The organism is Dietzia sp. PP-33, assembly GCF_033790845.1.
GTDB lineage: Bacteria > Actinomycetota > Actinomycetes > Mycobacteriales > Mycobacteriaceae > Dietzia.
In genome coordinates, this window is the sequence record NZ_JAMYEI010000005.1 from 103672 (window position 1) to 129798 (window position 26127).

At 70.1% G+C, this 26127-nt stretch carries 23 protein-coding genes and 1 pseudogene; 13 read left to right on the forward strand and 11 right to left on the reverse strand.

All coding sequences use genetic code 11. The features are described from left to right. Positions 1 to 106 precede the first annotated feature (106 nt). Positions 107 to 565 carry an Hsp20/alpha crystallin family protein gene (locus NJE57_RS10460; RefSeq protein WP_319028347.1) on the forward strand — a complete coding sequence of 153 codons (459 nt, stop codon included), beginning with the start codon at positions 107 to 109 and terminating at the stop codon, positions 563 to 565. Positions 566 to 621: 56 nt separating this feature from the next. On the opposite strand, the gene NJE57_RS10465 is transcribed toward NJE57_RS10460, so the two are convergent. The 4 genes and pseudogenes from NJE57_RS10465 to NJE57_RS10480 form a co-directional block, all read right to left on the reverse strand. Next, complete coding sequence (locus NJE57_RS10465) at positions 622 to 1005, reverse strand: VOC family protein (RefSeq protein ID WP_319028348.1); 384 nt, start codon at positions 1003 to 1005, stop codon at positions 622 to 624. Then, entirely contained in the window at positions 1002 to 1547 is a 546-nt protein-coding gene (locus tag NJE57_RS10470) for an SRPBCC domain-containing protein (protein ID WP_319028521.1), read from the reverse strand. Before NJE57_RS10470 ends, NJE57_RS10465 begins: the two co-directional genes overlap by 4 nt. Then, a pseudogene (locus tag NJE57_RS10475) lies at positions 1548 to 1832 on the reverse strand (ArsR/SmtB family transcription factor); the annotation flags it as partial. It abuts the gene before it with no gap. Positions 1833 to 1940: 108 nt separating this feature from the next. Continuing rightward, positions 1941 to 2936, reverse strand: a complete 996-nt coding sequence (locus NJE57_RS10480; RefSeq protein WP_319028350.1) for an NAD(P)/FAD-dependent oxidoreductase — start codon at positions 2934 to 2936, stop codon at positions 1941 to 1943. Positions 2937 to 3146: 210 nt separating this feature from the next. Between NJE57_RS10480 and NJE57_RS10485 the strand changes: the two genes are divergently transcribed. Genes NJE57_RS10485 through NJE57_RS10495 form a run of 3 tightly spaced genes read left to right on the forward strand, consistent with a single transcriptional unit; the run spans position 3147 to position 5580 of the window. Next, positions 3147 to 4274, forward strand: a complete 1128-nt coding sequence (locus tag NJE57_RS10485) for an ABC transporter permease (RefSeq protein WP_319028351.1) — start codon at positions 3147 to 3149, stop codon at positions 4272 to 4274. Further along, positions 4271 to 4975, forward strand: a complete 705-nt coding sequence (locus NJE57_RS10490) for an ABC transporter ATP-binding protein (RefSeq protein ID WP_319028352.1) — start codon at positions 4271 to 4273, stop codon at positions 4973 to 4975. Before NJE57_RS10485 ends, NJE57_RS10490 begins: the two co-directional genes overlap by 4 nt. 59 nt (positions 4976 to 5034) lie before the next feature. Continuing rightward, positions 5035 to 5580: a TetR/AcrR family transcriptional regulator gene (locus NJE57_RS10495; RefSeq protein ID WP_319028353.1), complete on the forward strand. Its 546-nt coding sequence runs from the start codon at positions 5035 to 5037 to the stop codon at positions 5578 to 5580. A gap of 36 nt (positions 5581 to 5616) precedes the next feature. Here the strand turns inward: NJE57_RS10495 and NJE57_RS10500 are convergent, their stop codons facing one another. Beyond that, a complete protein-coding gene (locus NJE57_RS10500; protein WP_319028354.1) occupies positions 5617 to 6864 on the reverse strand; it encodes a hypothetical protein in 1248 nt (415 codons plus the stop codon). Positions 6865 to 7032: 168 nt separating this feature from the next. On the opposite strand from NJE57_RS10500, the gene NJE57_RS10505 reads away from it, so the two are divergent. The 8 genes from NJE57_RS10505 to NJE57_RS10540 all read left to right on the forward strand — a co-directional run bounded on the left by NJE57_RS10505 (position 7033) and on the right by NJE57_RS10540 (position 18746). Then, on the forward strand, positions 7033 to 7620 hold the full coding sequence (locus NJE57_RS10505; protein ID WP_319028355.1) for a biotin transporter BioY: 588 nt from the start codon (positions 7033 to 7035) through the stop codon (positions 7618 to 7620). Continuing rightward, the gene (locus tag NJE57_RS10510; protein ID WP_319028356.1) at positions 7617 to 8381 is read left to right on the forward strand and encodes an ABC transporter ATP-binding protein; all 765 of its coding nucleotides are present in this window, start codon (positions 7617 to 7619) and stop codon (positions 8379 to 8381) included. Before NJE57_RS10505 ends, NJE57_RS10510 begins: the two co-directional genes overlap by 4 nt. Continuing rightward, a complete protein-coding gene (locus NJE57_RS10515) occupies positions 8382 to 8981 on the forward strand; it encodes an energy-coupling factor transporter transmembrane protein EcfT (protein ID WP_319028357.1) in 600 nt (199 codons plus the stop codon). Positions 8982 to 9108: 127 nt separating this feature from the next. Further along, complete coding sequence (locus NJE57_RS10520) at positions 9109 to 10596, forward strand: DUF3375 domain-containing protein (protein WP_319028358.1); 1488 nt, start codon at positions 9109 to 9111, stop codon at positions 10594 to 10596. After that, positions 10593 to 11312: a DUF4194 domain-containing protein gene (locus tag NJE57_RS10525; RefSeq protein ID WP_319028359.1), complete on the forward strand. Its 720-nt coding sequence runs from the start codon at positions 10593 to 10595 to the stop codon at positions 11310 to 11312. Before NJE57_RS10520 ends, NJE57_RS10525 begins: the two co-directional genes overlap by 4 nt. Further along, positions 11302 to 14631, forward strand: coding sequence for an ATP-binding protein (locus tag NJE57_RS10530; protein WP_319028360.1), 3330 nt, complete (start codon positions 11302 to 11304; stop codon positions 14629 to 14631). Before NJE57_RS10525 ends, NJE57_RS10530 begins: the two co-directional genes overlap by 11 nt. Positions 14632 to 14633: 2 nt before the next feature. Further along, positions 14634 to 15827 carry a Wadjet anti-phage system protein JetD domain-containing protein gene (locus NJE57_RS10535; protein WP_319028361.1) on the forward strand — a complete coding sequence of 398 codons (1194 nt, stop codon included), beginning with the start codon at positions 14634 to 14636 and terminating at the stop codon, positions 15825 to 15827. A gap of 78 nt (positions 15828 to 15905) precedes the next feature. Then, a complete protein-coding gene (locus tag NJE57_RS10540; protein WP_319028362.1) occupies positions 15906 to 18746 on the forward strand; it encodes an aconitate hydratase in 2841 nt (946 codons plus the stop codon). Between the two features lie 24 nt (positions 18747 to 18770). Here NJE57_RS10540 and NJE57_RS10545 read toward each other — a convergent pair whose 3' ends face one another. Beyond that, entirely contained in the window at positions 18771 to 19817 is a 1047-nt protein-coding gene (locus NJE57_RS10545; RefSeq protein WP_319028522.1) for an oxygenase MpaB family protein, read from the reverse strand. An 85-nt stretch (positions 19818 to 19902) separates the two neighbouring features. Between NJE57_RS10545 and NJE57_RS10550 the strand changes: the two genes are divergently transcribed. Beyond that, positions 19903 to 20691, forward strand: coding sequence for a phosphodiesterase (locus tag NJE57_RS10550; protein ID WP_319028363.1), 789 nt, complete (start codon positions 19903 to 19905; stop codon positions 20689 to 20691). A 266-nt stretch (positions 20692 to 20957) separates the two neighbouring features. Here the strand turns inward: NJE57_RS10550 and NJE57_RS10555 are convergent, their stop codons facing one another. The 5 genes from NJE57_RS10555 to NJE57_RS10575 are packed head-to-tail and all read right to left on the reverse strand — an operon-like array spanning position 20958 to position 26035. Beyond that, positions 20958 to 21881 (reverse strand): siderophore-interacting protein, encoded by a 924-nt coding sequence (locus tag NJE57_RS10555; protein WP_319028364.1) that lies wholly within the window; start codon positions 21879 to 21881, stop codon positions 20958 to 20960. Further along, positions 21878 to 22762: an ABC transporter ATP-binding protein gene (locus tag NJE57_RS10560; RefSeq protein ID WP_319028365.1), complete on the reverse strand. Its 885-nt coding sequence runs from the start codon at positions 22760 to 22762 to the stop codon at positions 21878 to 21880. Before NJE57_RS10560 ends, NJE57_RS10555 begins: the two co-directional genes overlap by 4 nt. Then, positions 22762 to 23823, reverse strand: a complete 1062-nt coding sequence (locus NJE57_RS10565) for an iron ABC transporter permease (protein ID WP_319028366.1) — start codon at positions 23821 to 23823, stop codon at positions 22762 to 22764. The genes NJE57_RS10560 and NJE57_RS10565 overlap by 1 nt, the downstream gene beginning before the upstream one ends. Continuing rightward, complete coding sequence (locus NJE57_RS10570; RefSeq protein ID WP_319028367.1) at positions 23820 to 24938, reverse strand: iron ABC transporter permease; 1119 nt, start codon at positions 24936 to 24938, stop codon at positions 23820 to 23822. The genes NJE57_RS10565 and NJE57_RS10570 overlap by 4 nt, the downstream gene beginning before the upstream one ends. Positions 24939 to 24943: 5 nt before the next feature. Next, positions 24944 to 26035 carry an iron-siderophore ABC transporter substrate-binding protein gene (locus NJE57_RS10575; RefSeq protein ID WP_319028368.1) on the reverse strand — a complete coding sequence of 364 codons (1092 nt, stop codon included), beginning with the start codon at positions 26033 to 26035 and terminating at the stop codon, positions 24944 to 24946. Positions 26036 to 26127: the final 92 nt, after the last annotated feature.

Sequence of the window (26127 nt, forward strand, 5' to 3'; positions counted from 1 at the left end):
AAAAATCTGACCTGAGTCGGGAATACTCAAGCTTCACCACCGCGTTGAACCGTGTGCGTTCCCGGAAAAGCCGGGAGCACCCCGATCAGTCCAGAAGGAGACCATCATGGCCACCAGCACCCGTTTCGACCCGTTCCGTGAGCTCGATCGCCTCCTGGGCGAGGGGCTGCGCAGCGCCACCGCGTCCACATCCCTGCCGATGGATCTCTACAAGGAGGGCGACCGCTTCGTCGGACTCATCGACTTGCCGGGCGTGGATCCCTCGACCATCGACATCGACGTGGAGGACCGCACCCTCACCGTCCGCGCCGAGCGACGCGCACCTGCCGACGGTGACGCCCAGTGGCTCATGCACGAGCGCCAGTCGGGCACCTTCGCCCGACAGCTCGCCATGGGCAAGGGTCTGGCCACCGACAAGATCGAGGCCGACTACACCGACGGGGTCCTGCGACTGGTGATCCCCGTGGCCGAGGAGGCCCAGCCGCGCAAGATCTCCGTCTCGCACGGCAACCAGAAGACCGCACAGGCCGAGCTCGTCGAGGGCGAGACCGACCTCGGGAGCTGACCGCGCGTCGTCACCCACCGCCGCCCCGGCCTCGGACGAGGTCGGGGCGGATCACGTCAGTCGGACACGATCTGGATGAGGTTGCCGCAGGTATCGTCGAAGACAGCAGTGGTCACGGGCCCGATCTCACCGGGGGCCTGAGTGAACACCACGCCCAGGCCGCGCAGGCGGTCACACTCGGTCCGCACGTCGTCGACGACGAACTGGGCGGCAGGAATCCCGTCGGCGGCGAGCGCTTCCCGATAGGGCCCGACCGCGGGATGAGCGGCCGGCTCGAGCAACAGCTCCACACCGTCGGGTTCATCGGGAGCGGCGACCGTGAGCCACCGATACTCGCCGACCGGGGTGTCCGTCTTCACGACGAACCCGAGTGTGTCGGTGTAGAAGGCGAGCGCAGCGGCCTGGTCGTCGACGAAGACGCTCGTGACCCGGATCCTCATGCCGATGCTCCCCGGTCGCCACCGGGGAGGTTCTGCGCTGCCCACCGCCGCCCCGGCTCCGGGTCGACGCCGAAACGATCGGCGTAGAGGTCGTGGATCTCCAGCCACGTCGTGTGCGCCTCGTCCTCCGACAGGTGCCCGCCCGCGAGGTGGGGTTCGAGCCTGGACAGGTAGGTCTCCCAGCCCGCGGCGGTCTGGGCGGCGGGCAGATCGTCGATGACGTGGGTGAAGACCAGCTGACACCCGTGGCCGCGCGGAGTGAGCACGAAGCTCTGCGGCTGACCGTCGAACGTCCACTCCAACAGATGCGGTGGCTCGACTCGTGTCACCTCCATCGACATACCGCCCACGTCGAGGGTCTCACCGGTGGCCGGTGTCCACTCGGCAGCACCCGGGAAGAAGCACTCCAGTTCCGCGGGGTCGCTGATCGCCCGCCATACGCGGTCGACCGGATGGGCGAGCAGTAGCTCGAAGCGCAGCGCCGGACGACCCTCGACGGCCTCCAGGGTTCCGTATGCTCTGGCGGCTCTGGCGTCGGTCATCGGAGGTCCTTCCTTCTTTCTGTGGGGCCACCGGTCCTCGATGGCGCGTAGCGGAGCGGTGTCGATGGAGTGGAACTTGTATCGGCCCTCCTTCTCCGCGATCACCAGCCCGGCCGCCTGCAGGACATCGAGATGCTGCGAGATGGCCTGCCGGGACGAGGAGAGCCCGTGCTTGGTGGCCAGGCGACCGCACAGCTCGAACAGGGTCTGTCGATCCCTCTCGAGCAACTCGTCGAGGACGGTCCGCCTGGTCGCGTCAGCCAGCGCCCTGTACAGCTCATCCACACCCCGACAATAGGCAAGCAGAAACTTGCCTGTCAATAGGTCGCGTGACCTCGGACGCCCACCCGCCAAGAACTACCTGTGTGTTCCCGAGCCCGAAGCGACTCACCCCTACTCCGTGGCCCGCCGCTCCTCCGCTGCGGTGCGGCGCGCCTCGATGGCCCGGTTCAGGTCGGCCAGCACGAGCTCGCCGTTGATGTGCTGCGCGGCCTTGGCCCCGTGGGCCGCCGCTCCCCCGACCTGCGCCATCAGATCGGCGGTGTTGCCCGCCGCCCATACCCCCGGAACGGAGGTGGCACCGAACCCGTCGGCCTCGATGATCGTCCCCACAGCGACGTCCGTCGTCTCGAGACCGAGCCCGGCGAACGGCCCGAGCGAGGCGGTCATCCGCGTGGCCACCACGACCGCGTCGAGGGTGACCACCTCGTCGTCGTCGAGCCTCACACCGACCACGCGGTGTCCGTCGACCTCCAGTCGCGAGATCCCACCCTCGATGATCGGGATCCCGAGGGCATCCAGATTGGTGCGGTCCTGTTCCTCGAGCGTCGCGCCGCCGGTGAAGAACACCACGTCGCGACTCCACTGGTGGAACAGGGTGGCCTGGTGACCGGACATCGGGCCCGTGGCCAGGACACCGATCCGCTGATCCCGTATCTCCCAGCCGTGGCAGTACGGGCAGTGCAGGACGCCGTGCCCCCACTGCTCGCGTACCCCGGGGATCTCGGGCAGCTCGTCTACGACCCCGATCGCGAGCAGCAGGGTGCGGGTCGGCAGGACCCTGCCGTCGTCGAGGACCACGTCGAAGCCGTGCGACGCCACCGAGGCGCTCACCACCTCGCCGTCGAGGACCTCGCCGTCGTACCCCCTCACCTCCTCCCGGCCGCGTGCCACGTACTCCTTCGGGTGCACCCCGTCCAGGGCGAGGAGTCCGTGGACCCCCTCTGCCGGGCCGTTCCTCGGCTCGCCCGCGTCGACCACCGTCACCCGGCGCCGGGCGCGCGCCAGGGTCAGCGCGGCGCTCAACCCCGCTGCGCCGCCACCGACGACCACCGTGTCCCTGATGCCCGTGTCCCTGATGCCCGTGTCCCGAGTGGTCTCCGTGCTCATCGCCATCTCCGACCTGCTGTTGGGCGGCTCCGTACCGAGCCATGCGCTCCCTGACGATGACCCTCTCGTGCGGCTATGGCAACCGTTCATGCCGCAGGGGCGGACGAGGGCCTCCGGCCAGGGGTGAGATCTTGACAACATGTTGTCAGCAAGATGCTGACATGGTGTTAGCATCTTTACCGTTCCCGATGTCGACGCCGGAAGGCCTTCATGTTTCTCGCCCTGCGCGAACTGCTCTATGCGCGATCCCGATTCACCCTGATGGGCTCCGTCGTGGCCCTGATCAGCGTCCTCATGGTCCTCCTGGCCGGGCTGTCCTCCGGCCTGGTCAACGACGGCGTCTCCGGACTGCAGCGCATGCCGGTCCAGGCTGTCGCCTTTGCCCCCGAGACCCGGACCGACTCGGCGTTCACCCGTTCGGTCGTCGGACACGACCAGGTCGACCGGTGGGCCGCCCGCCCCGATGTCGCCGAGGCGACCCCCATGGGGCTGTCCATCATCAATGCCAAGAGCTCCTCCGGGAGCCCGGTCGATCTCACCCTGATCGGCGCGGACCCGCAGGGCCCGCTCATCCCCGAGGTCGCCGAGGGCCGCGCGCCCGAATCCGACGGGGAGATCCTCGTCAGCGCCACCGCGGCCGACGTCGTCGACCTGGGCGACACGGTGACGGTCGACCGTCTCGGCACCCCACTCGAGGTGGTCGGCATCGCGGCCGATCAGCACACCTTCGGCCACGTCGACATGGCCTACACCACGCTGACCACGTGGCAGGACGTCCACTCCGGCACGCGCTTCGGCGAGGAGCCGCGCGTCGGAGCCCGCGAGGAGTACAGCGTCGTCGCGATCGCCGGGGTCGACGGCGAGTTGCCCGACCTGGCCTCCGGCGATGCCGATGCCGACACGTCGGCTCGCAGCCTCGAGGAGGCGTTCGACTCCTCCCCCGGATACGAGGCCGAGATGATGACGATGTCGATGATCACCTGGTTCCTGTACGCGATCTCGGCGCTGGTCGTCGGGGCGTTCTTCGCCATCCTCACCGTCCAGCGATCCCGCGAGATCGCCGTCCTGCGCGCCATGGGCGCCTCGACCCTCCGCCTCCTGACCGATGCGATCGGGCAGGCGCTCATCCTGCTGACGGGGTCCATCACGGTCGGTGTGGCCATCGGTGTGGGAGTGGGGTCGTTCCTGGTGGGCACCGGCATGCCGTTCGCCCTCGAGGCCGGACCGATCGCACTCGGCGCGTCCCTCCTACTGGTCCTGGGACTGGTCGGCGCCACCCTCGCCACCATCCGCATCACCTCCGTCGACCCGCACAGCGCACTGGGAGAGAACCGATGACCACCACCACACGCACCGGCGACGACTCCACCCCGGGCCTACACCTGAGCGGCGTCGAGTTGACCTTCCAGGACGGCGACCAGACGCTCTACGCGTTGGCCGGGATCGACGTCGAGGTCGCGCGCGGCGAGGTCCTGGCTGTGGTCGGCCCCTCCGGAGCCGGCAAGTCGAGCCTCCTGGCCGTGGCCGGCGGACTGCTGTCCCCGACCTCCGGCACCGTCGAGGTCGGCGGCCGCGACCTCACCGGTCTCAGCCGAAGGGCGATCACCCGATTCCGGCGCGACCACGTCGGGTTCGTGTTCCAGTCCGGCAACCTGGTGCCCGCGCTCACCGCGCGCGACCAGCTCCGGCTCGTGGGAACGCTCGGCGGAGACCGGTCCCGGTTGCGGGATCCCGACCAACTGCTCGAGGCCGTGGGATTGACCCACCGCGCCCGCCGTCGCCCGGCCACCATGTCCGGCGGCGAGCGGCAGCGGGTGGGCATCGCCCGCGCCCTGATGTCCACACCCGACCTGCTGCTGGTCGACGAACCCACCGCGGCGCTGGATCGCAGGAACAGCCACGACGTGGTGCGACTGCTCGCCGAGGAGACCCACCAGCACGGCGTCGCCACCGTCCTGGTGACGCACGACTACGAGATCCTCGAGCACTGCGACCGGGTGCTGGAGATGGTCGACGGGCGGCTGCGCGCGCACGTATGATCGGCCCTCCGCCGAGAAGGTAACGGGAGACCGACATTCCACGCATCGACGCCCCCACCGTGGGCGAACACCGGGACGCCAAGCGTCGGGCCCTGCTCGACGCGGCCCGGTCGATGCTCTCCGAGGCCCCCGGGACGCCGCCCGACATCAACGAGCTGACTGCCCGGGCGGGGATGACGCGGTCGAACTTCTACACCTACTTCTCCTCACGCGCGGAGCTGATCGTCGCCGTCGCGGAGGACCTCATGCCGCGCTGGATCAGTACCGTCACCGAGGCCGTGCGTGACGCCGGCGGCGGTCGCCGGGGGGTCGTGGCATACGTGCACACGACTCTCGATCTGGTCGCCGCCGGCGACCACGCGATCCTCACCGCGCTGGCCGCGCAGCTCCCGGACGGCCCGGCGCGGGAGCGGCTGAACCGGATGCACGCCGAGATGACCACCCCGCTGCGCGACTCACTCGCCGAGTCGTCCCGGTCCGATCCGCAGTTGACGACCGAACTGGTCATGGCGGTGACGTTCAAGGCCTCGGAACTCATCGAGGGCGGGCGGCCGCTGGACGAGGTGCTCACCGCGGTCGACGCGCTGATCGACCCGCCGGGCTGAGCACCGGGCCCGGAGGAACCGCTGAATGCCTGCGCGTCACGCAGGCCCCACCATCCATCCCGACGTCATCTGCCCGGCGAAGACCGGCAGGCGCACGAGGATGCGGTTCTGCTCGGCGCGCGGCCGGAAGCCCACGTTCAGGTAACGGGGCGCCTCCCCGGGTCGGTCGCGCACGAGCGATCGGAACGCGGGCACGAGGTCCTGCTCGATGTACTCCCAGCGCGGTTCGCGGTCGGCCCAGTTGAATGCGGGCAGCGGGGTGTGGAGGACTGTCGGCTGGCCACCTACGTCGGCGCGCACCGACAGCGGCCGGAACTCGCCCAGGGTGGAGGCCCCGGGGATATCGGGAGCACCACCGACGGTGGTGATGTAGGTGAGCACTCGACCGAAGTCCCCTCGGCCGGCGGCGGTGACATCCCACTGGTCGGCGATGATCTGGTTCTGTTCACGGGAGGCCATCCGCAGCAACGCCTCGGACCTGCCCTCCGGCGAGCCCTCGTCGAGCATCCGCCACGCGTCGACCACGTAGTCGTCGTATGCCCCACCAGCAGCCAGTTCCTCGACCGCGGGCAGGCCGCCTGCCACATAGGCCTCGTGCATCGGCACCATGTCCATGAAGATGTTGCGCTGCATGATCAGCAGCCGGTGCAGGTACCAGTCCACGTCGGACCGCGTGAGCGTCGGCCCGGCGGTGGCGAGCAGACGCACGTCGCGTGGCATCCCGGAGGCGAGCTCCCACGGCAGGCCCGCGAGCGCCCCGCCGACCCCCGTGCCGACCTCGTGGACCCCCGGGACGCTGAGCAGTCCGCCGACCTCGTCGAGGTCCCAGAACCCGGCAGCGAACGACATCCCCGCCAACCCGGCCATCCCGGTCCACCAGAACCCGTCGTGGGAGTTGTACAGCCGCAGGTAGTTCACGTACACCTTGTCGACCGTGTCGAGGTTCGCCTCGAGCCCTCGCGCCGGCTCCCACTCCGCCAGGTCGATCCCCGCGTTCTCGGCACCGACGGCCAGCCAGTACTGACGAACGAGGGTCTGGTACCGCCCCGGTGTCACACCCGCCGCCCGCACGACGTCGAGCGCCGCCCCCAGCTCCTCGCGATCGGTGGTCAGCGTGGTGGAGAACCCGCCCGCGAGCTCACCGTCATGGTTGTCGGCGGCGACGTCCAGGTAGACGGCGTACGGTTGCGCTCCGGCGACCGCCGGTAGGTGGACGACTGCCAGGACGGCCACGAGAAATGCGGCGATGACCTCGCCGAGAATGCGCTGAGATCGATCCGTCACGTGTCCCCCGAACCGCTGGATGTGATTCAGGTCACTCTAAGCGACCGTGTCCGGGCTCGCGACCGGACACACGGAGCCGCCCACCCCGATGACGCCGTTCGGCGTGACAGGCGCAACAATGATCCCCGTACATTGTCGATCAGCTTTCCCGGTGACAAGGAAGTCCACGTGAGCACCTCTATCGATCAGGCCCCGGCACGGAGCGCAACCCGAGATCTCGCTCAGATCGCGGTGTTCGCGGCCCTCATCGTCGTCCTCGGTCTCCCCGGCCAGATCAGCATCGGTTCCGCGGGTGTGCCGATCACGCTGCAGACGCTCGGCGTCATGCTCGCCGGTGCACTGTTGGGCTGGCGTAAGGGCCTGTTGTCAGTGCTCGCGGTGATCGTCATCGGTCTCGCGCTGCCCGTGCTCGCCGGCGGCCGCACGACGCTCGCCTCGCTGGCCAGCCCCACCGCGGGCTTCCTCATCGGCTGGCTCCCTGCGGTCGTCGTGATCGGCCTGCTCACCGCCCTGATGATGCCCCGCTACCGCCTGATCCCCGGACTGCTCATCAACATCCTCGGCGGCATCGTGGTCATCTACACCTTCGGCGTCGTGGGCATGTTGATCCGGACCGAGCTGACCCTGACGGCGGCGATCGCGGCCAACGGGGTATTCGTCCCCGGTGACCTCGTCAAGGCGGTCGTCACAGCGATCGTCGCCGTCCAGGTCCACAAGGCGCGGCCCGGCCTGATCGCCCCACTGCGCAGGACGTGACCGACCCCGGCGAGACCGTCCCCCGCGGCGCCGAGATCCGGTTCGCTGGCGTCACACACGCCTACGGCGACCGGACCGTCCTGGCCGACATCGATCTGGTGCTGACCGAGCGGCGTATCGGGATCGTCGGCGTCAACGGAGGCGGCAAATCCACGCTCGCGCGGATGATCAACGGACTCGTCATCCCCTCCTCCGGTTCGGTGACCGTCGACGGCCTCGACACCCGCCGCAAGGGCGCGCAGGTCCGCCGCCGGGTGGGCTTCTGCTTCACCGATCCGGACACCCAGATCGTCATGCCCACCGTGGCGGAGGACGTGGACTTCTCCCTGCGCCGTTCGGGCCTGAACCGCGAGGACCGACGACGACGAGTCGATCAGGTGCTCGCCACATACAACCTCTCCGATCACGCCGATCACCCCTGCCACCTCCTGTCCGGCGGACAGAAGCAGCTGCTCGCACTGGCGGCCGTGCTGGTGATCGAACCCTCGGTGATCGTGGCGGACGAACCCACCACCCTGCTCGACCTGCGCAACCGGGCGCTGGTGGCCGAGACCTTCGCCGGGCTCCCCCAACAGCTCGTGGTGGTCACACACGATCTGGACCTGGTGGCCGACTTCGACCGCGTGCTGGTGGTGGACGGCGGTCGGGTGGTGATCGACGACGCCCCCGCGGCAGCGCTGTCGGGGTACCGCCGGATCGCGCTGCGTTCGGGTCCGGGTCCGGGTTCGGGTTCGGGTCCGGGTCCGGGTTCGGGGGCCTAGGTGTTCGCCACCTACCAACCCGGCAACTCGCCGCTGCACCGCCTGCCGGCGGGCGTGAAGGTCCTGCTGGTCTGCGCGCTGATACTCGCGGTGTCGCTGTCAGTGCGAGAGGCCTGGCACGTGGTGCCCGCCCTGGGGTTCGCCGCGTCGCTCTACGCGGTCGGCCGGATCCGCCCCCGCGCCGCCTGGGACCAGGTGCGGCCGGTGCTGCCGATGCTCATCGCGATCCTCGTGCTCCAGTGGATCGTCGCCGACATCGACACGGCCCTGCGCGTGAGTGGGTCACTGCTGGTCGCGGTGGCCGTCGCCGGACTCGTGGCGTTGACCACCCGGGTGTCGGACATGCTCGACGCGGTCACCCGCGCCGCCCAGCCGCTGCGTCACGTCGGGGTCTCGCCGGATCGCGTGGCTCTGGTGCTCGTATTGACGATCCGGGCGATCCCACTGCTCGCGCGGCAACTACGACAGGTCACCGAGGCCCGCAAGGCCCGCGGCCTCGGCATGTCGATCCGTGCTCTGGTGGTGCCCACCGTGCTCGGGGCGCTCACCACGGCCGACCAACTCGGCGACGCGCTGGCCGCGCGGGGCGTCGACGACTGATCACCCCGGCCCGCTACCCGGCAAGTGGTCACAAATGCGCCGGAATCGATCAGCGCCCCTGGGAGAGCGTGAGCGGAATCGACCACTCGTCGACGGTGGCGTCGTGATCGCGTGAAACGATGATCACATGTCCGCGCTGGCCCGTTACCTCGCCCTCACCCGGCTGAACACGGAGTCGTCCACCCTCGCACTACTGCGCAGCCCGCTGTGGCCGCTGATCGTGTCGGTCATCGCGGAGACGTTCGAGGGATCGTCCCGCCGGGTGCCGTCGGCGGAGCTCTACGAATTCCTCGACAGGACGCTGGTGGCCGTCCGTGATTCCGGCGCGGAAATCCCCGGGACAGCGCAATCGTACGTGCGAGCGTGGGTGGATGCCGGCTGGATGGTCCGACGCCCGGGAACCGCCGCGACCGGGGAGACAGTGGAACCCACGCAGGCAGCCCTGGTGGCCGTGGACTTCCTGGACGGCCTGCAGACGCCGCGTCGCGGACTCACGGTGTCGCGGGTCGAGACGCTGACCCGTCAGCTCGAGGATCTCGCCCGCGACACCGATCCATCCGTCCAGGGCCGTCTCGCCTCGCTCACCCGGGAGCGGGACCGGATCGATGCGGCGATCGCGCGAGTCGAGGCGGGCGAAATCGAACTCGCGGACCCCGAGCAGGTCCGCGAGAAGGTGTCCGAGATCTTGCACGGCGCGGACGACATCCCCGCCGATTTCGCCCGCGTCCGCGCGGAGTTCGACTCGCTCAACCAGGATCTTCGCCGTCGACTCCTGGACCAGGACGGTGCCCGCGGCGACGTCCTCGACGCGGTCTTCGGCGGTGTCGACCTCATCGGGGACTCGGAAGCCGGCCGGAGCTTCTCGTCGTTCTACTCGGTGCTGCTCGATCCCGAGCGCTCCGCTTCGGTGGACACGTGGATCAACGACATCCTGAGCCGCCCCCAGGTGGCCGACCTCCCATCTGGTGCGCGCCGCGAACTGCGATCGCTGTTCGAGGAGATGGAATCCGCGGGCGCCGAGGTCAACGGTGTCCTCACCTCCCTCTCCCGGAGCCTGCGGCATTTCGTCGCCACCGACGCCTACGTCGAACACCGTCAGATGCTCGCCACGATCCGATCTGCCCGGTCCGCCGCGGCCGAGGCCAGTAGAACCCATGCCGTCCGACCGACCACCACGATGTCCGTTCCGCTCCGCCGGATCGGCATGACCGCCCGCTCGGTGAGTGCGCTACGCCTGAGGAACCCCGGCGAGGAACGTGTGGCAGCCGAGATCTCCCACCACGACTCGGGCACGGCCGACCTCTCCGCCCTCACCGCACTCGTGCGCGCCTCGGAGATCGACGAGACCGAACTCCGCGCCCATGTCGACGATGTGGTGGGTCGCCTCGGGCCGTCGTCGATCGGTACCGTCCTCCACGAACACCCCGCCACCCAGGGCGTCGCCAGTGTGGTGGGCCTGCTCAACCTGGCGATCAGGAGCCACGCGCAGCCCCCACCGCACGACCCGGGCGCGACCGAGACCATCAGGTGGACAGACGCGGCCGGGTCAGACCACTCCGCCCGTATCCCTACGCTGGAGTTCAGCGCAGACCAGTTGAACGAGGAGAACACGTGACGGCTCCCCCGGGAGACGGCCCCGAGCCCACCACCGATTCCGCCGTCGACTGCGACACACTCTGGCCCGGCGATACCGGCAGCCTGTCCTTCGCGTCCCGCCGCGCGCTCGCCCGCCTGCTCACGGGTCCGCTCGTACAGGCACATCGCCAACCGGAGATCTGGGCGGCGGTCGTGTCCGACGAGCCGGCACTGCGCTCCCGGCTCGCGGACGTGTTCCTCGACCTGGTCCTGGACCACGACGCCGGGATCGCGTTCACCCGCCAGGTCGACACCTCCGGCCAGGTCGACGTGCCCGCCGTCCTGCGGACCGAGACCCTGTCCCACATGGACACCGTCCTACTACTGCACCTGCGGTCCGAGCTGTCGGTGGCCCAGCCCGGCGAGCGGGTGATCGTCGACCGCACCGACGTGGCCGAACAGATCGACGTCTACCGCCGGGTGATCGACTCCGACCGGGCCCGCTACACCCGCAAGTTCGACGCCTCGTGGAACCGGCTCAAGACGTACTCGCTGCTCACCGTGACCGAGACCGAGGGACGAGCCGAAGTCTCTCCGGTGCTCCGGCACCTGTTCGACGCCGACGTGGTCGCGGGCATCCGCGACGAATACCGCACGTTGATCGCCGCGCATGGCGATGAGGCCGACGAGGGTGACTCCCTGTTCGACGACAACGACAACAGCGACGACGACGAGGCGGTCGACGATGTCGGATGAGCTGCAGTTGCCCGGCATGCCCGACCACCCGGGGCAGATGCGGCTCTCGCGCATCCAAGTATGCAACTGGGGCACGCTCGACGGTCACCACGACGTCGCGGTCCCTCGAAAGGGCTTCCTGGTCACGGGCGGCTCCGGGTCCGGCAAATCCACCCTGATCGATGCCGTCTCCGCCGTACTGGTCCCGCCCGCCCATCTCCGGTTCAACGCGGCGGCGCAGGAAGAAGCCGGACGGGGCTCAGGTCGCACGCTCGTCTCATATCTCCGGGGCGCCTGGCGGCGAGGGACCGACGGCGAGACGGGCGATCTCGCCTCCGTGTACCTGCGCCCCAAGGCCACGTTCTCCGCCATCGCACTGACCTACTCGAACGGGACGGGGAGCAGTGTGACGCTGCTCCTCCTGCTCTACGCCCGTTCGGGCGACAACTCGGCGACCGGGATCAAGCGTCTCCACGGCGTCGCCGAACATCAGTCCGACTCGCTGGTCGACCTCCCGGAGATGTTCGGACACCTGCGCAACGGGATCGACAAGCGAGCGCTCAAGCGCGAGTTCCCCGACATCAGGTTCCATGACAGCTACTCGGCCTTCGCCGCGGCATTCCGTCGACGACTCGGCATCGCCTCCGAAGCCGCGCAGCTCCTCCTTCACCGCACGCTGTCCGCCAAGTCCCTGTCCAGCCTCGACCAACTCTTCCGGGACTTCATGCTGGACGAGCCGGACACGTTCACCGTGGCCGACCGGGCCGTCCAGCAGTTCGCCGAACTGCGTGAGGCCCATCGCTCCGTGGTCGACGTCCGCAGACAGATCTCTCACCTCGAGCCACTCGCGGACCTCAGAACCTCTCGGGGCCAGGTACTCGAGAGGGCCCGGGAACTCGACGCCGAGAGCGAGGCCTTCCCGGCCGTGCAGGTGGCCGTCACCACCGAACTCGTCGAGGAGGAGCTCGCGACCGCGCGCGGAGCCCTCGTCGCGGCGGAGGCCGCGGTCGCCACCGCCGGTGACCAGCTCGAGTCCACCAGGACGACCAGCGACGACCTGCGCGCCCGGTTGAGGGGCAGCGCGGGCGCGGGGCGCGACGAACTCGCGCGGGAGCTGGACCGCGCGCGGGACCACGCTGAAGGCGTGACATCCCGACGCGGGCGCGCCGCCGCCGAGCTCGAGAGTCTCGGCGGCACGCTCCCGGACACCGCCGAGGACTTCGCCGTCCTCCTCGCCACTCTCGACAGAGAGGACGCAGACCAGGAAGCCGAGCGGGCGCGGGATCGGGAGAAGCTCCGCGAGGTGGCGGGGAACCTCAACGAGGAGAAGAACGCGCATCGCGACGTGACTGCCCGCCTGCAGTCGCTTCTCCGACACCGCTCGAACATCGACTCACGATTGTTGACCGCGCGCGACCTGGTCTGTCGTGCGGCCGGGGTCAATGCCCGCGAACTTCCCTTCGCGGGCGAGCTGCTCGATGTGACGCCCGAACACGCGCGGTGGCGACCAGCTGCCGAACGCGTGCTATCCGGCTTCGCACGGACCATGCTCGTCCCCGAACATCTTCGCGATACCGTCGCACGCGCGGTCAACGACACTCACCTCGGCGCGCGGCTGGTCTACGAGGTCGTCAATCCCAGGGACGACGCCACGGCCAGGCGAACCGGTCCGGAGAGTCTCGTCCGAAAGGTGACGCCCGCTCCGGGACCATTTCAGCAGTGGGTTCACCGCCGGCTCTCCAGCGAGTTCGACTTCGTGTGTGTCGAAACCGCAGACGAAATGGGAGCACTGGACAAGGCGGTCACCCTGCACGGGCTCATCAAGCGCGGACAGAGGTTCGAGAAGGACGATCGTCGACGGATCGACGATCCGTCGGCGTTTCAGCTGGGCGGTCTCAATGACGCCAAGGTGGAGACACTCACCGCCCAACGCGATCAGATCCAGTCGCGGATCGATTCGTCCGAGGGCATGTGGGCGGCGCTAGAGAACCTCGACGCCGACCGGCGCTCCCGTCAGCAGGCGGCTGCTGCGCTGCGGGGACTGCGGTGGGAGGAGATCGACTCGGACACCGCACGGCGACGAGCCGATGACGCCCAGAAGCGGCTCGACCGGTGGCGCGAGGCGCACCCCGAGGTCGCGGAAATGGAGCGCGACCTCCGAGTCGCCGAGGAGTCCCAGTCGCGGGCGCAATCAGCCCACGACTCCGCGAGGGATACGCGCGCTGTCGCGGCGAACAACATCGTCGGCCTGCAGGCCCGCCTCGCCGCGCTGGCCGAACGCAGGGCCCCAGGGGTCTCCGACGACAGTGCCGACGGCGCCGCATCGCGGATCCGCGCGCGACTGGCCGCCGCCACCCGCGGGCTCACAGTCGACAACGTGCAGGACGTGTGTCAGCGGGCCGAGCGCGCGATCGCGGCCGAGCAGTCGGCCACCGCCACCGAACGCGACCGCATCCACCGGCGCATCACGGCGATCCTCACGTCCTATCTCGAGAACTGGCCCGCGATGAAGGCCGACCTCAAGTCCGACCCCGAGTTCGTCGGTGAGGCCGTGGAGGTTCTGGTCCGGCTACGCCGGGACCGGCTGGCGGACTTCGAGGAGCGCTTCCTCGGTCTCATCGGCGACATGCAGACCCGTAACCTGGGCGAGCTCGCCCGCCGCGTCCGCCGTGCCCGGTCCGAGATCGAGACCAAGATCCGGCCGGTGAACGACTCGCTGCGACGGTCGGAGTTCCAGGCGGGCCGTTGGTTGCAGATCGAGGTGCGTGACCGGCGTTCCGAGACCGTCACCGATTTCCTCGGCGACCTGGAGAAGGCCGTGACCGGTGCGCTCGACAACCGGACCGTGGACGTCGCCGAGGCGGGGTTCGCCGTGATGTCACGCCTGCTCGACAAGCTCGGGTCAGCGGACGCCGGCGACCGCCGCTGGCGCCAGACGGTGCTGGACACCCGCCGGCACGTCGGGTTCATCGGTATCGAGATCGACGCGGACGGCGCCGCGACCAACTACCACGATTCCTCGTCCGGGCTGTCTGGCGGGCAGGCGCAGAAGCTGGTGTTCTTCTGCCTGGCCGCGGCGCTGCGGTTCCAGTTGGCCGACATCGACGCCGACGTCCCCGGGTACGGAACGGTCGTCCTGGACGAGGCGTTCGACCGCGCCGATCCCGAGTACACGCGTCGCGCGATGGACGTGTTCACCGACTTCGGCTTCCACATGGTCCTGGCCACCCCGCTCAAACTCCTGCAGACCCTCGAGCCGTACATCGGCGGGCTCGTGGTGGTGGGCAACGACGACGGAAGCCGCTCCCGGATCGAAGCCGTCACCTGGGAGGAGGTCTGACGTTGGCCACCCGCTCTCTACCGCGCGACCCCGATCAACTGACCATCGCGTGTGCCACCCGGTTCGCCCGGGCCCACCGCCAGTGGCTCGCCGACCCCGCCGGCGGTGAGGCCGATCTTCTCCGGTTCAACACAGCGTCCCCGACCGCCGCGGGTGCCGCGGAGAATCCCGGTGGGACGGCCGCGTGGATCCGGCGATGGCGCGAGTTCGAGAAGACCCGACGCGCACCCGCCGTCCGGATGACCTGGGAGGACCGTCGGTTGCCCGGCTTCGGGGTCACCGCGCTCCCTCAACGAGTCGAGGTGCGCGGTGCCGACGCCATCGCGCGCCTGGCGGGCCAGACGACGCGGTGGGAGACGCTCCTGGACCGCACCAGCCGGATCCTCACGGTGGGGGGCGACCAACCGGCGCTACACCGCGCCGCCGCGGACACCTCGGCCACCTGGGAACCATGGGACGACGACGAGTTCGATCGACTGCTGGCTGTGTGCCGCTGGGCGCTCGCAAACCCCACCACCGGGCTGCGCGCCCGCGAGATCGCGGTGCCGGGGGTCGACACCAAGTGGATCGAGACCCGGACCCGGGTGGTGGAGACACTCCTCGACGCCGCGCGGACCCGGGCAGAAGGCACGGCCGCAGGGCTGGGACTGCGTGGCCCCGAGATCCGCGTGCGCATGCGGGTGCTGGACCCGGACCTCGTCCTGCCGTTGCGCGACGTCGAGAGTCCGGTCGAACAGCTCGCCACGTTGTGGCCCACGTCAGAGGGGCCGCGCCACCTCGTCGTCGTCGAGAATCTCACCACCTTCCTCGCCCTGCCGGACCTCCCCGACACCGTCGCGATCTTCGGCCGGGGGTTCGCGGTCGACGCCGTCGCCGCACTGCCCTGGGCGCTCCGCGCGCGCATCGCGTACTGGGGCGACCTCGACTCGCACGGGTTCACGATCCTCGATCGTCTCCGCCGTCACGCCCCGCGCGCCATCAGCGTCCTCATGGACACCGAAACCCTCGACACCTGGCGCGAGTACGCGGTACTCGACCCCTCACCCACCCGGACAGCACCCTCGCGACTCACCCCAGGGGAGCTCGACGCACTCGAGGCGCTGACGATCGGCGGGGACCTGCGGCTCGAACAGGAACGCGTCCCGTGGGACTGGGCACTGCCCCGACTACGGCGAGCGCTGCTGCCGGGGCGGTGAACGGTGTCGTTCGGCGGACGTGAGGGCTACGGTGGAATGTGGCCCCGATCACATTCGACTGAGGAAAGGTGTCGTGCGATGTCACAGGATGAGGCGACCACGGCCCCGAACAGTTTCGGGTCCCGCGACCAGCTCGCCGTCGGCGAGTCCACCTATGAGATCTACCGACTCGACCGGGTCGACGGTTCGGAACGACTGCCCTATTCGCTCAAGGTCCTTCTCGAGAACGTCCTGCGCAACGAGGACGGCCGGGTGGTCACCGCCGAGCAGGTGGAGGCGATCCGCGACTGGCGTCCGGAATCGGAGCAGAACCCGGAGGTCCAGTTCACGCCGGCGCGCGTCCTCATGCAGGACTTCACCGGAGTGCCCTGCGTTGTCGATCTGGTCGCCATGCGTGACGCCATGACCGAACTCGGCGGGGACCCCGCGGTGATCAACCCGCAGATCCCTGCCGAACTGGTCATCGATCACTCCGTGATCGCCGATTCTTTCGCCAGCCCGGACTCTTTTGATATCAACTCCCAGCTCGAGTTCGAGCGGAACCAGGAGCGGTACCAGCTACTGCGCTGGGGCCAGCAGTCCTTTGACGACTTCCTCGTGGTCCCGCCCGACACCGGCATCTGCCACCAGGTCAATCTCGAGTACCTGTCCCGGGTCGTGTTCACCCGCGAGGGAGCCGGGCCGCCCCGGGCCTACCCCGACACGCTCGTCGGCACCGACTCACACACCCCGATGGTCAACGGGCTCGGTGTCCTGGGGTGGGGAGTCGGCGGAATCGAGGCCGAGGCCGCGATGCTGGGCCAGCCCATGAGCATGCTGATCCCCCAGGTCATCGGCATCCGGCTCAGCGGCGAGCTGAGCGAGGGCACCACGGCGACGGACCTCGTGCTCACCGTCGCCGAGCTCCTCCGCGAACTCGGCGTGGTCGGCAAATTCGTCGAGTTCTTCGGCCCCGGCGTGGCCAACGTTCCACTCGCCACCCGCGCCACCATCGGCAACATGAGCCCGGAGTACGGCTCCACCGCCACGATGTTCCCCGTCGACGCCGAGACCCTCGACTATCTGCGACTCACGGGCCGCGAGGAGCACCAGATCGAACTTGTCGAGGCATACGCGCGTGAGCAGGGCCTGTGGCACGACCCCGATCACGTCCCGGACTTCACCCAGGTGGTCGATCTCGACCTGTCGACGGTCGAACCGTCGATCTCCGGCCCGCGGCGTCCGCAGGACCGCATCGCCCTGGGCGACGCTCCTCGTACCGTGCTCGGTCTGCTCGCCGGCGAAATCGAGAGATCCACCTCCGACGACGGCGGCGTGGACGACACGTCCGCCGACTCCTTCCCCGCCTCCGACCCGGTGAGCCCGAACCCCGCGAGCGGACCCGAGGCCGGGCGGGACGCCGCACCCCGGCACCTGTCAGAGGAGCAGTTGACCGCGAACGAGAAGCTCGGCTGGCCCGGCGATCCGACCGAGGTGGTCATCGGTGGGACTGAGGCCATCCTCGACCACGGGGACGTGGTGATCGCGGCCATCACGTCGTGTACCAACACCTCCAATCCCACGGTGATGCTCGGGGCGGCCCTTCTCGCCAAGAAGGCCGTCGAGCGCGGGCTCCGGACGCGACCATGGGTCAAGACCACCCTCGCCCCGGGCTCCCGCGTCGTCACCGACTACTTCGAGCGCTCCGGCCTCACCCCTTACCTGGAGCAACTCGGGTTCCATCTGGTGGGCTACGGCTGCACCACGTGTATCGGCAACTCCGGACCGCTCATCCCGGAGGTCAGCGCCGCCGTCACCGACAAGGACCTCAACGTCTCCTCGGTACTCTCGGGCAATCGCAACTTCGAGGGCCGGATCCATCCCGAGGTCAAGATGAACTTCCTCGCCTCCCCACCCCTGGTGATCGCCTACGCACTCGCGGGGAGTCTGCACACCGACCTGCTCACCGAGCCGCTGGGCCGGAACGACGACGGCGAGGATGTCTACCTGCGCGACATCTGGCCCAGCAGCGCGGAGATCAAGGAGGTCGTGGACGCCAACGTCGAGGCGACGATGTTCACCGAGGGTTACTCGGACGTCTACGCGGGCGATGACAACTGGCGGGGTATGGACATCCGCGAAGGGGATGTCTACGACTGGGACGCTGACTCCACCTACATCCAACGCCCGCCGTACTTCGACGGGATGCAGGTCGAGCCCGCGCCGATCCGGGATATCTCCGGTGCGCGGGTGCTCGCCAAGCTCGGTGACTCCGTGACCACCGACCACATCTCCCCCGCCGGGGCGATCAAGCGGGACAGCCCCGCCGGCCGGTATCTCACGGAGAAGGGTGTCGCCCCGAAGGACTTCAACTCCTACGGCTCGCGTCGCGGGAACCACCACGTGATGATCCGCGGCACGTTCGCCAACGTCCGGCTCCGCAACCTGCTGGTCCCGGGCGTCGAGGGCGGGGTGACCAAGCACTGGACCAGCGGCGAGGAGAAGAGCATCTTCGACGCGGCGATGGCCTACCGGGAGGAGGACGTCCCTCTGGTGATCATCGCCGGTGCCGACTACGGGTCCGGATCCTCCCGTGACTGGGCCGCCAAGGGAACCATGCTCCTCGGCGTCAGGGCCGTACTGGCGGTCTCCTTCGAGCGCATCCACCGGTCCAACCTCATCGGGATGGGCGTGCTCCCCCTACAGTTCCCCAGCGGGGAGGACACCGAATCGCTCGGGCTCACGGGCGAGGAGGTCTTCTCCGTCTCTGGGCTCGAGGGATCGTCCGAGATCCCCGACGAGGTGACGGTCTCCGTCGAGAAGGACGGCCGGTCGCATGAGTTCACGGCCACCGTCCGGATCGACACCCCGGCGGAGGCGGCGTACTACCGCAGCGGCGGCATCCTGCCCTACGTTCTGCGCCAGCTGCTCAGGTCCTGACCCGGGGGTGGCCGCGGCCGGGCGCTAACCCACCCGGGCTGCCGGCGCCGCGAACTCCAGCGGCGCCTCGTGGTGTCCGGGCTCGTAGGGCGTCTCCCCCCGCCCGGACCGTCGGGCCGCCAGCTGGTCCGCGTACTGCTGCATCGGCGTGCGGGGGTCACCGAACTTCTTGCGCGCCTGCTCCGGCGAGTACACGCTCGAGGTCTCGGCCGGGATGCCGCGGAGGTAGTCGGTGAGCACCGGGCCACCGCGGGGAGCCACCCGCTCGAGGAACCACAGTTGCGCCCGGGGGCTGCGCGCGAGAGCCGCCATGCCCGGCCGTATCACCGCGGTCACCGCCGCGTCGACGGCCCGCGACTGCCGCACTCCCATGATCGGCCGCATCCACCGTGGGTAGGTGGCGATCACCCCGGACCAGATCACCGGGCCCATGACCGCTCTCATCGGTGCGGGCAGTGCGGTGAAGATGGTGTCCATGCCGTGGAGGATGAAGTCGATGTTGTGCACGGCCGCCTCGGATGCGGCGAGCCGGCCGCGCCAGTCGTCGAAGTACTTCTGCACCTCGCCGCGGGTCCTTGGCACGTCCCCCACGTGGATGGGCTGGCAGTGCGCGGCCACCCCACACTCGCGCCAGTACTCGTTCTCCTCGGCCCGGCTCAAACGCCCCGGTCCGTAGCGCTCGTACACGTAGAGGATCGAGTGCCAGGCGGTCATGTGGATCCACAGTTGCGAATCCGGATCGTTGGAGTCGTACCGGCCGCCGGTGACGGGGTTGTGGCCGTGCGCGCGCGAGTGCACCTTCATGAGCACGTCGGAGGACTTGATCACCGACTCGGCATCCCCGAAGAGCACGGTCGCGAAGTACTGCACGGTCCGGTCGTAGCGCAGTGCTGGTCGCTGCACGACCTGCCCGCTGTGGTCGACCGCGGCGGTCAGGTCGGGGTCGAGGTGCTCGACTGTCACCGCACGGATGAAGCCGAGCAGGGCCGAGGTCGGATAGGACCACACCCGCCGAGCGACCGAGTCCGGCGCGAAGAGTCCCTCGTCCCGTCGCATGTACTCACTGACCATGGTTGACACCGTCCCCAGTTTTGTCCAGCAGTGCGCTGACCGTAGCACCACGGTGTGAGGCACGCCACTGAGTATCGTTGTGACCATGCCCCGAAGTGCCCGACCATCCGGCCGCGAGAACGCCCGAGTCTCCGCGACCCGCGCCCCCAAGACCCGCTCTCTCAAGACCCGCGCCCTCAAGACCCGGACCGCCGAGAACCGACGCCCCGAGCCGTCCGCGGAGGTGGCCGTCCGTTCCTCCCCCGTCGCCGGACTGCTCGGCTCGGTCTTCGGGGTCGCGGCGGCACTCACCCGTCTGGCCCGGCCGAAGGCCCTGCACCCCAGGGGCGTCGTGGCCCAGGCGACACTGAGCGTGACCGGGGTCGGCAGAACCGGGTCCCCGCTCCTGGACATCACGGGCCGGTGGCCGGCGACGGTCAGGTTCTCGCGTGCGGTGGGGCTGCCGGACGTCGTCCCCGACATCGGCGGGATGGCCGTCCGCATCCATGCCGACCGTCCCGTCGACATCCTGCTCGCCAGCACCGGACTGGGTCCTGTCACCCGCTACGTGCTGACGACGGGATGGCGTACGACCGGCCGCACCATGACCTCGATGTTCCCGGTGCGGATCGCCGGACGCCAGCTGCTGCTGGCCGCGATCCCCACCGGCGACGGCGGGACGTGGACCCTCCAGCACGCCACCCCGCTGGGACGGTGGCAGACCCTGGGCCGCCTGACGGTGGACACATGGGAGGACGACGACGAGGACCTGCATTTCGATCCCGTCGGCAACCGCCTGCCCGGGTCGCAGTACCCGCGCCTGCTCCGGGCCCTGCGCGACCCGTCCTATCCGGCACCCGACGAGGCGTCCGAGCAGGCACCCGACGAGGCCTGATCCGCACGGGCGCGGGGAGCTCGCACCAGAGCACTCCCCCGGCATCCGCTCCTCGGTCACTCCCCCGGCATCCGCTCCTCGGTCACCCCCCGGGCATCCGCTCCTCGGTCACCCCCCCGGGCATCCGCTCCTGCGCCTGCCCGGTCCGGCCGCAACCGCTCCCGGGGATGCACTCCCGCGTGAACCGAAGTGCAGGCCGGAGTGCATGGCCAGGAGCAGATATGCAGAAGTGGGTGGGAAGGCGCGGATACGGGGCGGGCGGCGGTTCAGGACTCGGCGGCTCCGCGGCGCCAGTAGCCCATGAACGCCACGGCTTTCTTGGGCACACCGGCCCCGTCCACCGCGAGCCGGCGCATCGCCCGGACCAGTCCCGCCTCGCCCGCCAGGAAGACGTACGGGTCCCCTGCGGAGACGCTCGTGGCGGTCTGCCATTCGCGCTCGTCCGGACGCCGCCCGTCGAGTACCGTCTCGACGCACCCCGGCCCCACCTCGAGCACATTCGCCAGATGGTGGACGAGCGCGTGTCCCGGCCCACCGGATCGCGGGAGCACGGTGACGAACTCCGGGGCCCCCGCCGCCAGCGCCAGGGCATCGGCCCGGGTCGGCACCTCCAGCACCACCTCGACGTCCCTACCTCCCCGGGGCTCGGCCGCGAGCTCCTCGGCGATCGACAGCAGCGCAGGTGCGGCGGTCTCGTCCCCCGCGCACACCACCCGGCCCGCGCTACCCGGAGCCCACGCCGCCCAGGGCGCGTGACCCCGTCCGGGGCCGGCGAGGCGCACGGTGTCGCCGGGCTGCACGGTCCGCGCCCACCCGGAGCCCGGCCCCTCGGCCTCGCCCGGATGGACCACCATGTCCACGGTCAGGGCGGGAACCTGTTCGCCGTCCAGGTCGACCGTGTCGGCACGACGCACCGTGTAGGTCCGCATCCAGCCCCGCTCGGACTCCGGCAGGGCCAGCCATTCCCGGATCGCCGCAGGGTCCGGGACGATCCCCGGGCCACCGGGAGGCGGCACGAACACCTTGATGTAGGCGTCCCGCACGGTCCCGGGGTCCACCACCTCACTCGACCACCTCAGCAGGTCCGGCCCGGCCAGCATCAACCGGGTGTACGACTCCCCCAGCTCGCTGACCCGCACCACCCGGGTCCGCGCGACGAGAATCGGAGCCTCTACGGCTACAGCGGTCATGATGTCCCCTTCCGTCGTCCCCGCGGCAGGACCACGGGGTGGCCGGTGAGCGGGTCACTGATGATGTCGGCCTCCAGATCGAACACGCGACGCAGGGTCTCGGGGTTGATCACCTGCGCCGGCGGTCCCGCGGCCACCACGCCGCCCTCCGCCACGGCAACCAGATGGTCGGCCACGCGTGCGGCCAGGGTGAGCTCGTGCAGGACAGCCACCACGGTCCGACGTCCGGAGCCCGGGCCGGCCGCCCCGTCCCCGTGCCCTGCGGGCAGCGGCAGGTCACGGACCAGGTCCAACACGTCCAACTGGTGGGCCAGGTCGAGGAACGAGCACGGCTCGTCGAGCAAGAGGGTCGGCGTGGCCTGTGCCAGCACCAGTGCCACCCAGACACGCTGGCGTTGGCCACCGGAGAGTTCGTCGACCCGGCGATGGGCGAAGCCCGCGGTGTCGGTCAGTGCCAGTGCCTCGGCGACGGCGGACCCGTCGTCGTCGCCCCCTCCCCACCACCGTCGGTGAGGGTGTCGACCACGCGCCACCAACTCGGCCACGGTGAGCCCCTCCGGCACCAGCGGCGACTGGGGGAGGAACGCCACCGACTTCGCGTGCTCACGGGGTCTGATGGTCGCCAGGTCCTGCCCACTCACCTCTATGGTCCCCGAGAAGGGCGCGAGCTGGCGGCCCAGGGCCCGCAGGATGGTGGATTTGCCGCAGCCGTTGGCACCGATGAACACGGTGGTGCGACCTCCCGGGATGTCCAGGTCGAGATCACGGATCACTGGGTCGGTGCCGTATCCCAGGGTCAGACCGCGCAGACGGAAGGCGGGATCCGTGTCGGGCGGTGAATCCAAGGGAAACACGGTGGCGGCGGAGGTGGTGATGCTCATCAGGCGACCTTTCGGGAGCGCAGAAGGATCCACAACATGGCGGGGGCGCCGAGGGCGCCGGTCACCACGCCGGTGGGGAGGTCGACGGTGCTCAGGGCTTCGGAGGCCACGATGTCGGCGGTCACGACGATCACCGCCCCGGTCAACGCGGCGGCGACGATGCGGGGACGTCCGCCGCCGAGCGCGGTGGCGATCGGCGTGGCGAGGAGCGCCACAAAGGCGAGCGGACCGGCCACCGCGGTCGCGGCGGCCGCGAGCATGGTGCCCACCCCGAGTGCGGCCGCGCGGGTGGGGACGGGCCGGGAACCCAGGCCCACGGCGAGCTCGGGCCCCAGTTCGGCGGGTTGCAGGGCGTCGTGCAGCCAGAGCCCCAGTGGCAGGAGCAGCATCAACGCCACCGCGAGCCACCCGATGCGCTGGCCGGATGCCCCGGAGAGTGATCCCACGGTCCAGACGGCGGCCTCCTGTGCCCCGGCCAGCGGGAGTCGGGCGATGAGCTGGGTGACCACGGCGGTGCCCAGCGCGGCCACGGCCACGCCGCCGAGCAGGAACCGTTGACCCACGATCCCGGTGCGGCGCCCGGCCGAGGCACCCAGGACGATGGCCAGGGCGACAGCGGACCCGAGGAGGGCGGCGGGGATGATCGCGACCCCTCGCAGTCCCCAGAACGCCATCCCGGCGACCGCGCCCGCCGATGCGCCGTGGGATATGCCCAGGATGTCCGGACTGGCGAGCGGGTTGCCCAGGACGCGACGGAACAGGGCCCCGGAGGCGCCGAACGCGAACCCGGCCAGCGCACCGAGCACAGCCCGGGGGAGCTTGTCCTCCATCACGACGAACGTCGCGCCAGGGATCGTCGCACCGCCGAGGATGGCGAAGAAGTCGGGGATGGTGACCGTGTATCGGCCCAGCAGGACACGGACGGCCATCACCGCCACGAGAGCCGCGGCCAGCCCGACCGCCACGAGCAGGGCGTGCCTGCGGCGCCGGGCATCGAGCTGCCGGACCAGGACTCGGGTCCCCGCCACCTCGGTGGGTCGGTCGATCACGGGGGCGCTCACGAGCTGCTCACCCCTCGGTTCATCCGCAGCATGACGATCAGGAACGGCACGCCCATCGCGACGGTCATCACCCCGACGGCGATCTCCCCGGGTGGTGCGAGGACGCGACCGACGGTGTCGGCGAGCAGCAGGACGACGGGCCCCACGATCACGGACAGCCCCAGCACGAGCCGGTTGCCGACCCCGACCAGGCGACGCAACAGATGGGGTACGAGCAGACCCAGGAAGGCGATGGGTCCGGCCAGCGCGGTGGCCACCCCCGACAGGATCACGACACCGCCCAGCACGACGGCGCGACCGGCGACCGGCCCCACCCCTAGACCGCGGGCCAGGTCGTCGCCCAGGGCGAGAGCGTCCAGCGACGCGGCGCCCCCCAGGACGAGCACCAGTCCCAGCAGGATGAACGGGAGAGCGGCGGCGATCTCCGGGGCGGCGGAGCGTGCCACCGAGCCCAGGCCCCAGAACCGGAACCGGTCGAGGACGCCCGGGAGCGCGATCACCAGTGAGGAGGTGACCGCGGTGCACCCGGCGGTCACCGCGGCCCCGGCGAGAACGAGCCCGGTACCGGCGTCGGCTCCCAGCCGGCCGGCGCCCACGACCACCATCCCGGCGGCCAGTGATCCGACGACGGCGAAGACGGCGACCGCGGTCGGACCAGCGGTGGGCGCCAGGGCCAGCCCGAGCACCACGCCCAGGGCGGCACCCGCGGTCAACCCGAGCAATCCGGGGTCACCGAGCGGGTTGCGGGTCGCCCCCTGCAGTCCGGCGCCCGCCACGGCCAGTGCGGCTCCCACGAGAATCGCGGTGATCGTCCGGGGGACGCGGGCGGTCACGACCGCACTGTCCATGCCCGCACCCGACCCCGGCGCCAGCGCGGCGGCGAGATCACCGCTCAGAAGCTGCGCGGGCAATCCGGACAAGACCGACCAGACGATCGACGGGTCGACGGGCCGGGCCCCGAAGAAGAGGGAGGCGATGATCGACACCACCAGCAGTACGGACGCCGTCGCGGTGCCCACGACCACGCGGCGGCGCCCCGGTGCGGGAGTCCGCACCGGGGCCACCGGCCGCCCGGCCGCCGCGGGGGCGACCCGACTCGTCGGGGTCGACTGCATCAGCGTCAGTTCTGCTCCGCGGCGGCGATGATGTCCGGCACCACGTTCTCTAGCGCCCAGGGCAGGCTGAGCGGCGAGGCCGCGGAGATCGAGAGCACCTGCTGCTCGTCGGTCTGCAGGACCATCCGGCCGGCCTGGATCGCGGGGATGCGGCCGAGCAACGGGTCGGATTCGATCGCGGCCCGCACGTCGGGCGACGCCGCGTAGGTCACCAGGATGTCGGAGACGAGCTCGTCGGCCCGCTCGGGCGACCACGTGACGGCGAACTGATCGGACGCCCCGGTCGAGGCCTCGGCCACCACCGGGGCCTGCTCCATCCCGAGCTGCTCGAGGAAGCGCGGCCGGTTGTCGACATCGGTGAAGGCGTAGATCTTCTCGGCCGCGTCGGGGTCCACGGTGCCGTAGACGAAGGTGGTGCCCTGGATGTCCGGGTGGTCGTCGGCGACCTGCGCGATCTGGCCCTCCACCTCGTCGACGAGTTCCTCGGCCCGCTCGGAGCGGCCGAGGGCCTCGCCGATCAGGCGCGTGGAATCCTGCCAGGCGGTACCGAAGGCCACGTCACCCTCGGGCATCGCGATGGTGGGGGCGATCTTGGACAGGGTCTCGTACTCCTCGGCGGTCATCCCGGAGTAGGCGCCCAGGATCAGGTCGGGCTGCACCGCGGCGATGGCCTCGGTGTTGATTCCGTCGGTCTCCGAGTAGAGCTCGGGCATCTCGCCGCCGACGGCCTCGAGTTCGGCGTCGAACCAGTCGGTGGAACCGGCGGCGTTGGCCCCGAACGAGTTGCGCGGCATGCCCACCGGCACCACCCCGAGAGCCAGCGAGACGTCGGCGTTGACCCAGGAGATCGTGGCCACCCGCTGGGGCGGCTCGGTGATCTCGGTCTCGCCGTAGGCGTGGGTGATGGTGCGCGGGAAGTCGCCGTCGCGTTCGACGTCCGTCGCCGCGGCGGAATCCCCGGACCCGCCCGCCGAACCCGTCGTGCACCCGGCCAGTACGGCCAGTACGGCGACCACCGCGGCCAGGATCAGCACCAGGCGGGACCGCGTCGGCGAGTCGACCGGGATGACGCGGGATCGGACAGTGGATGAGCTCATTGGGTCTCCGGTTGGGATGGAAGCTGGTTAGGCTTGGCTTACCTATGGTTAGGCAACCCTAGAGCCGGTTAGCTCCCCAACGCAAGGCCTCA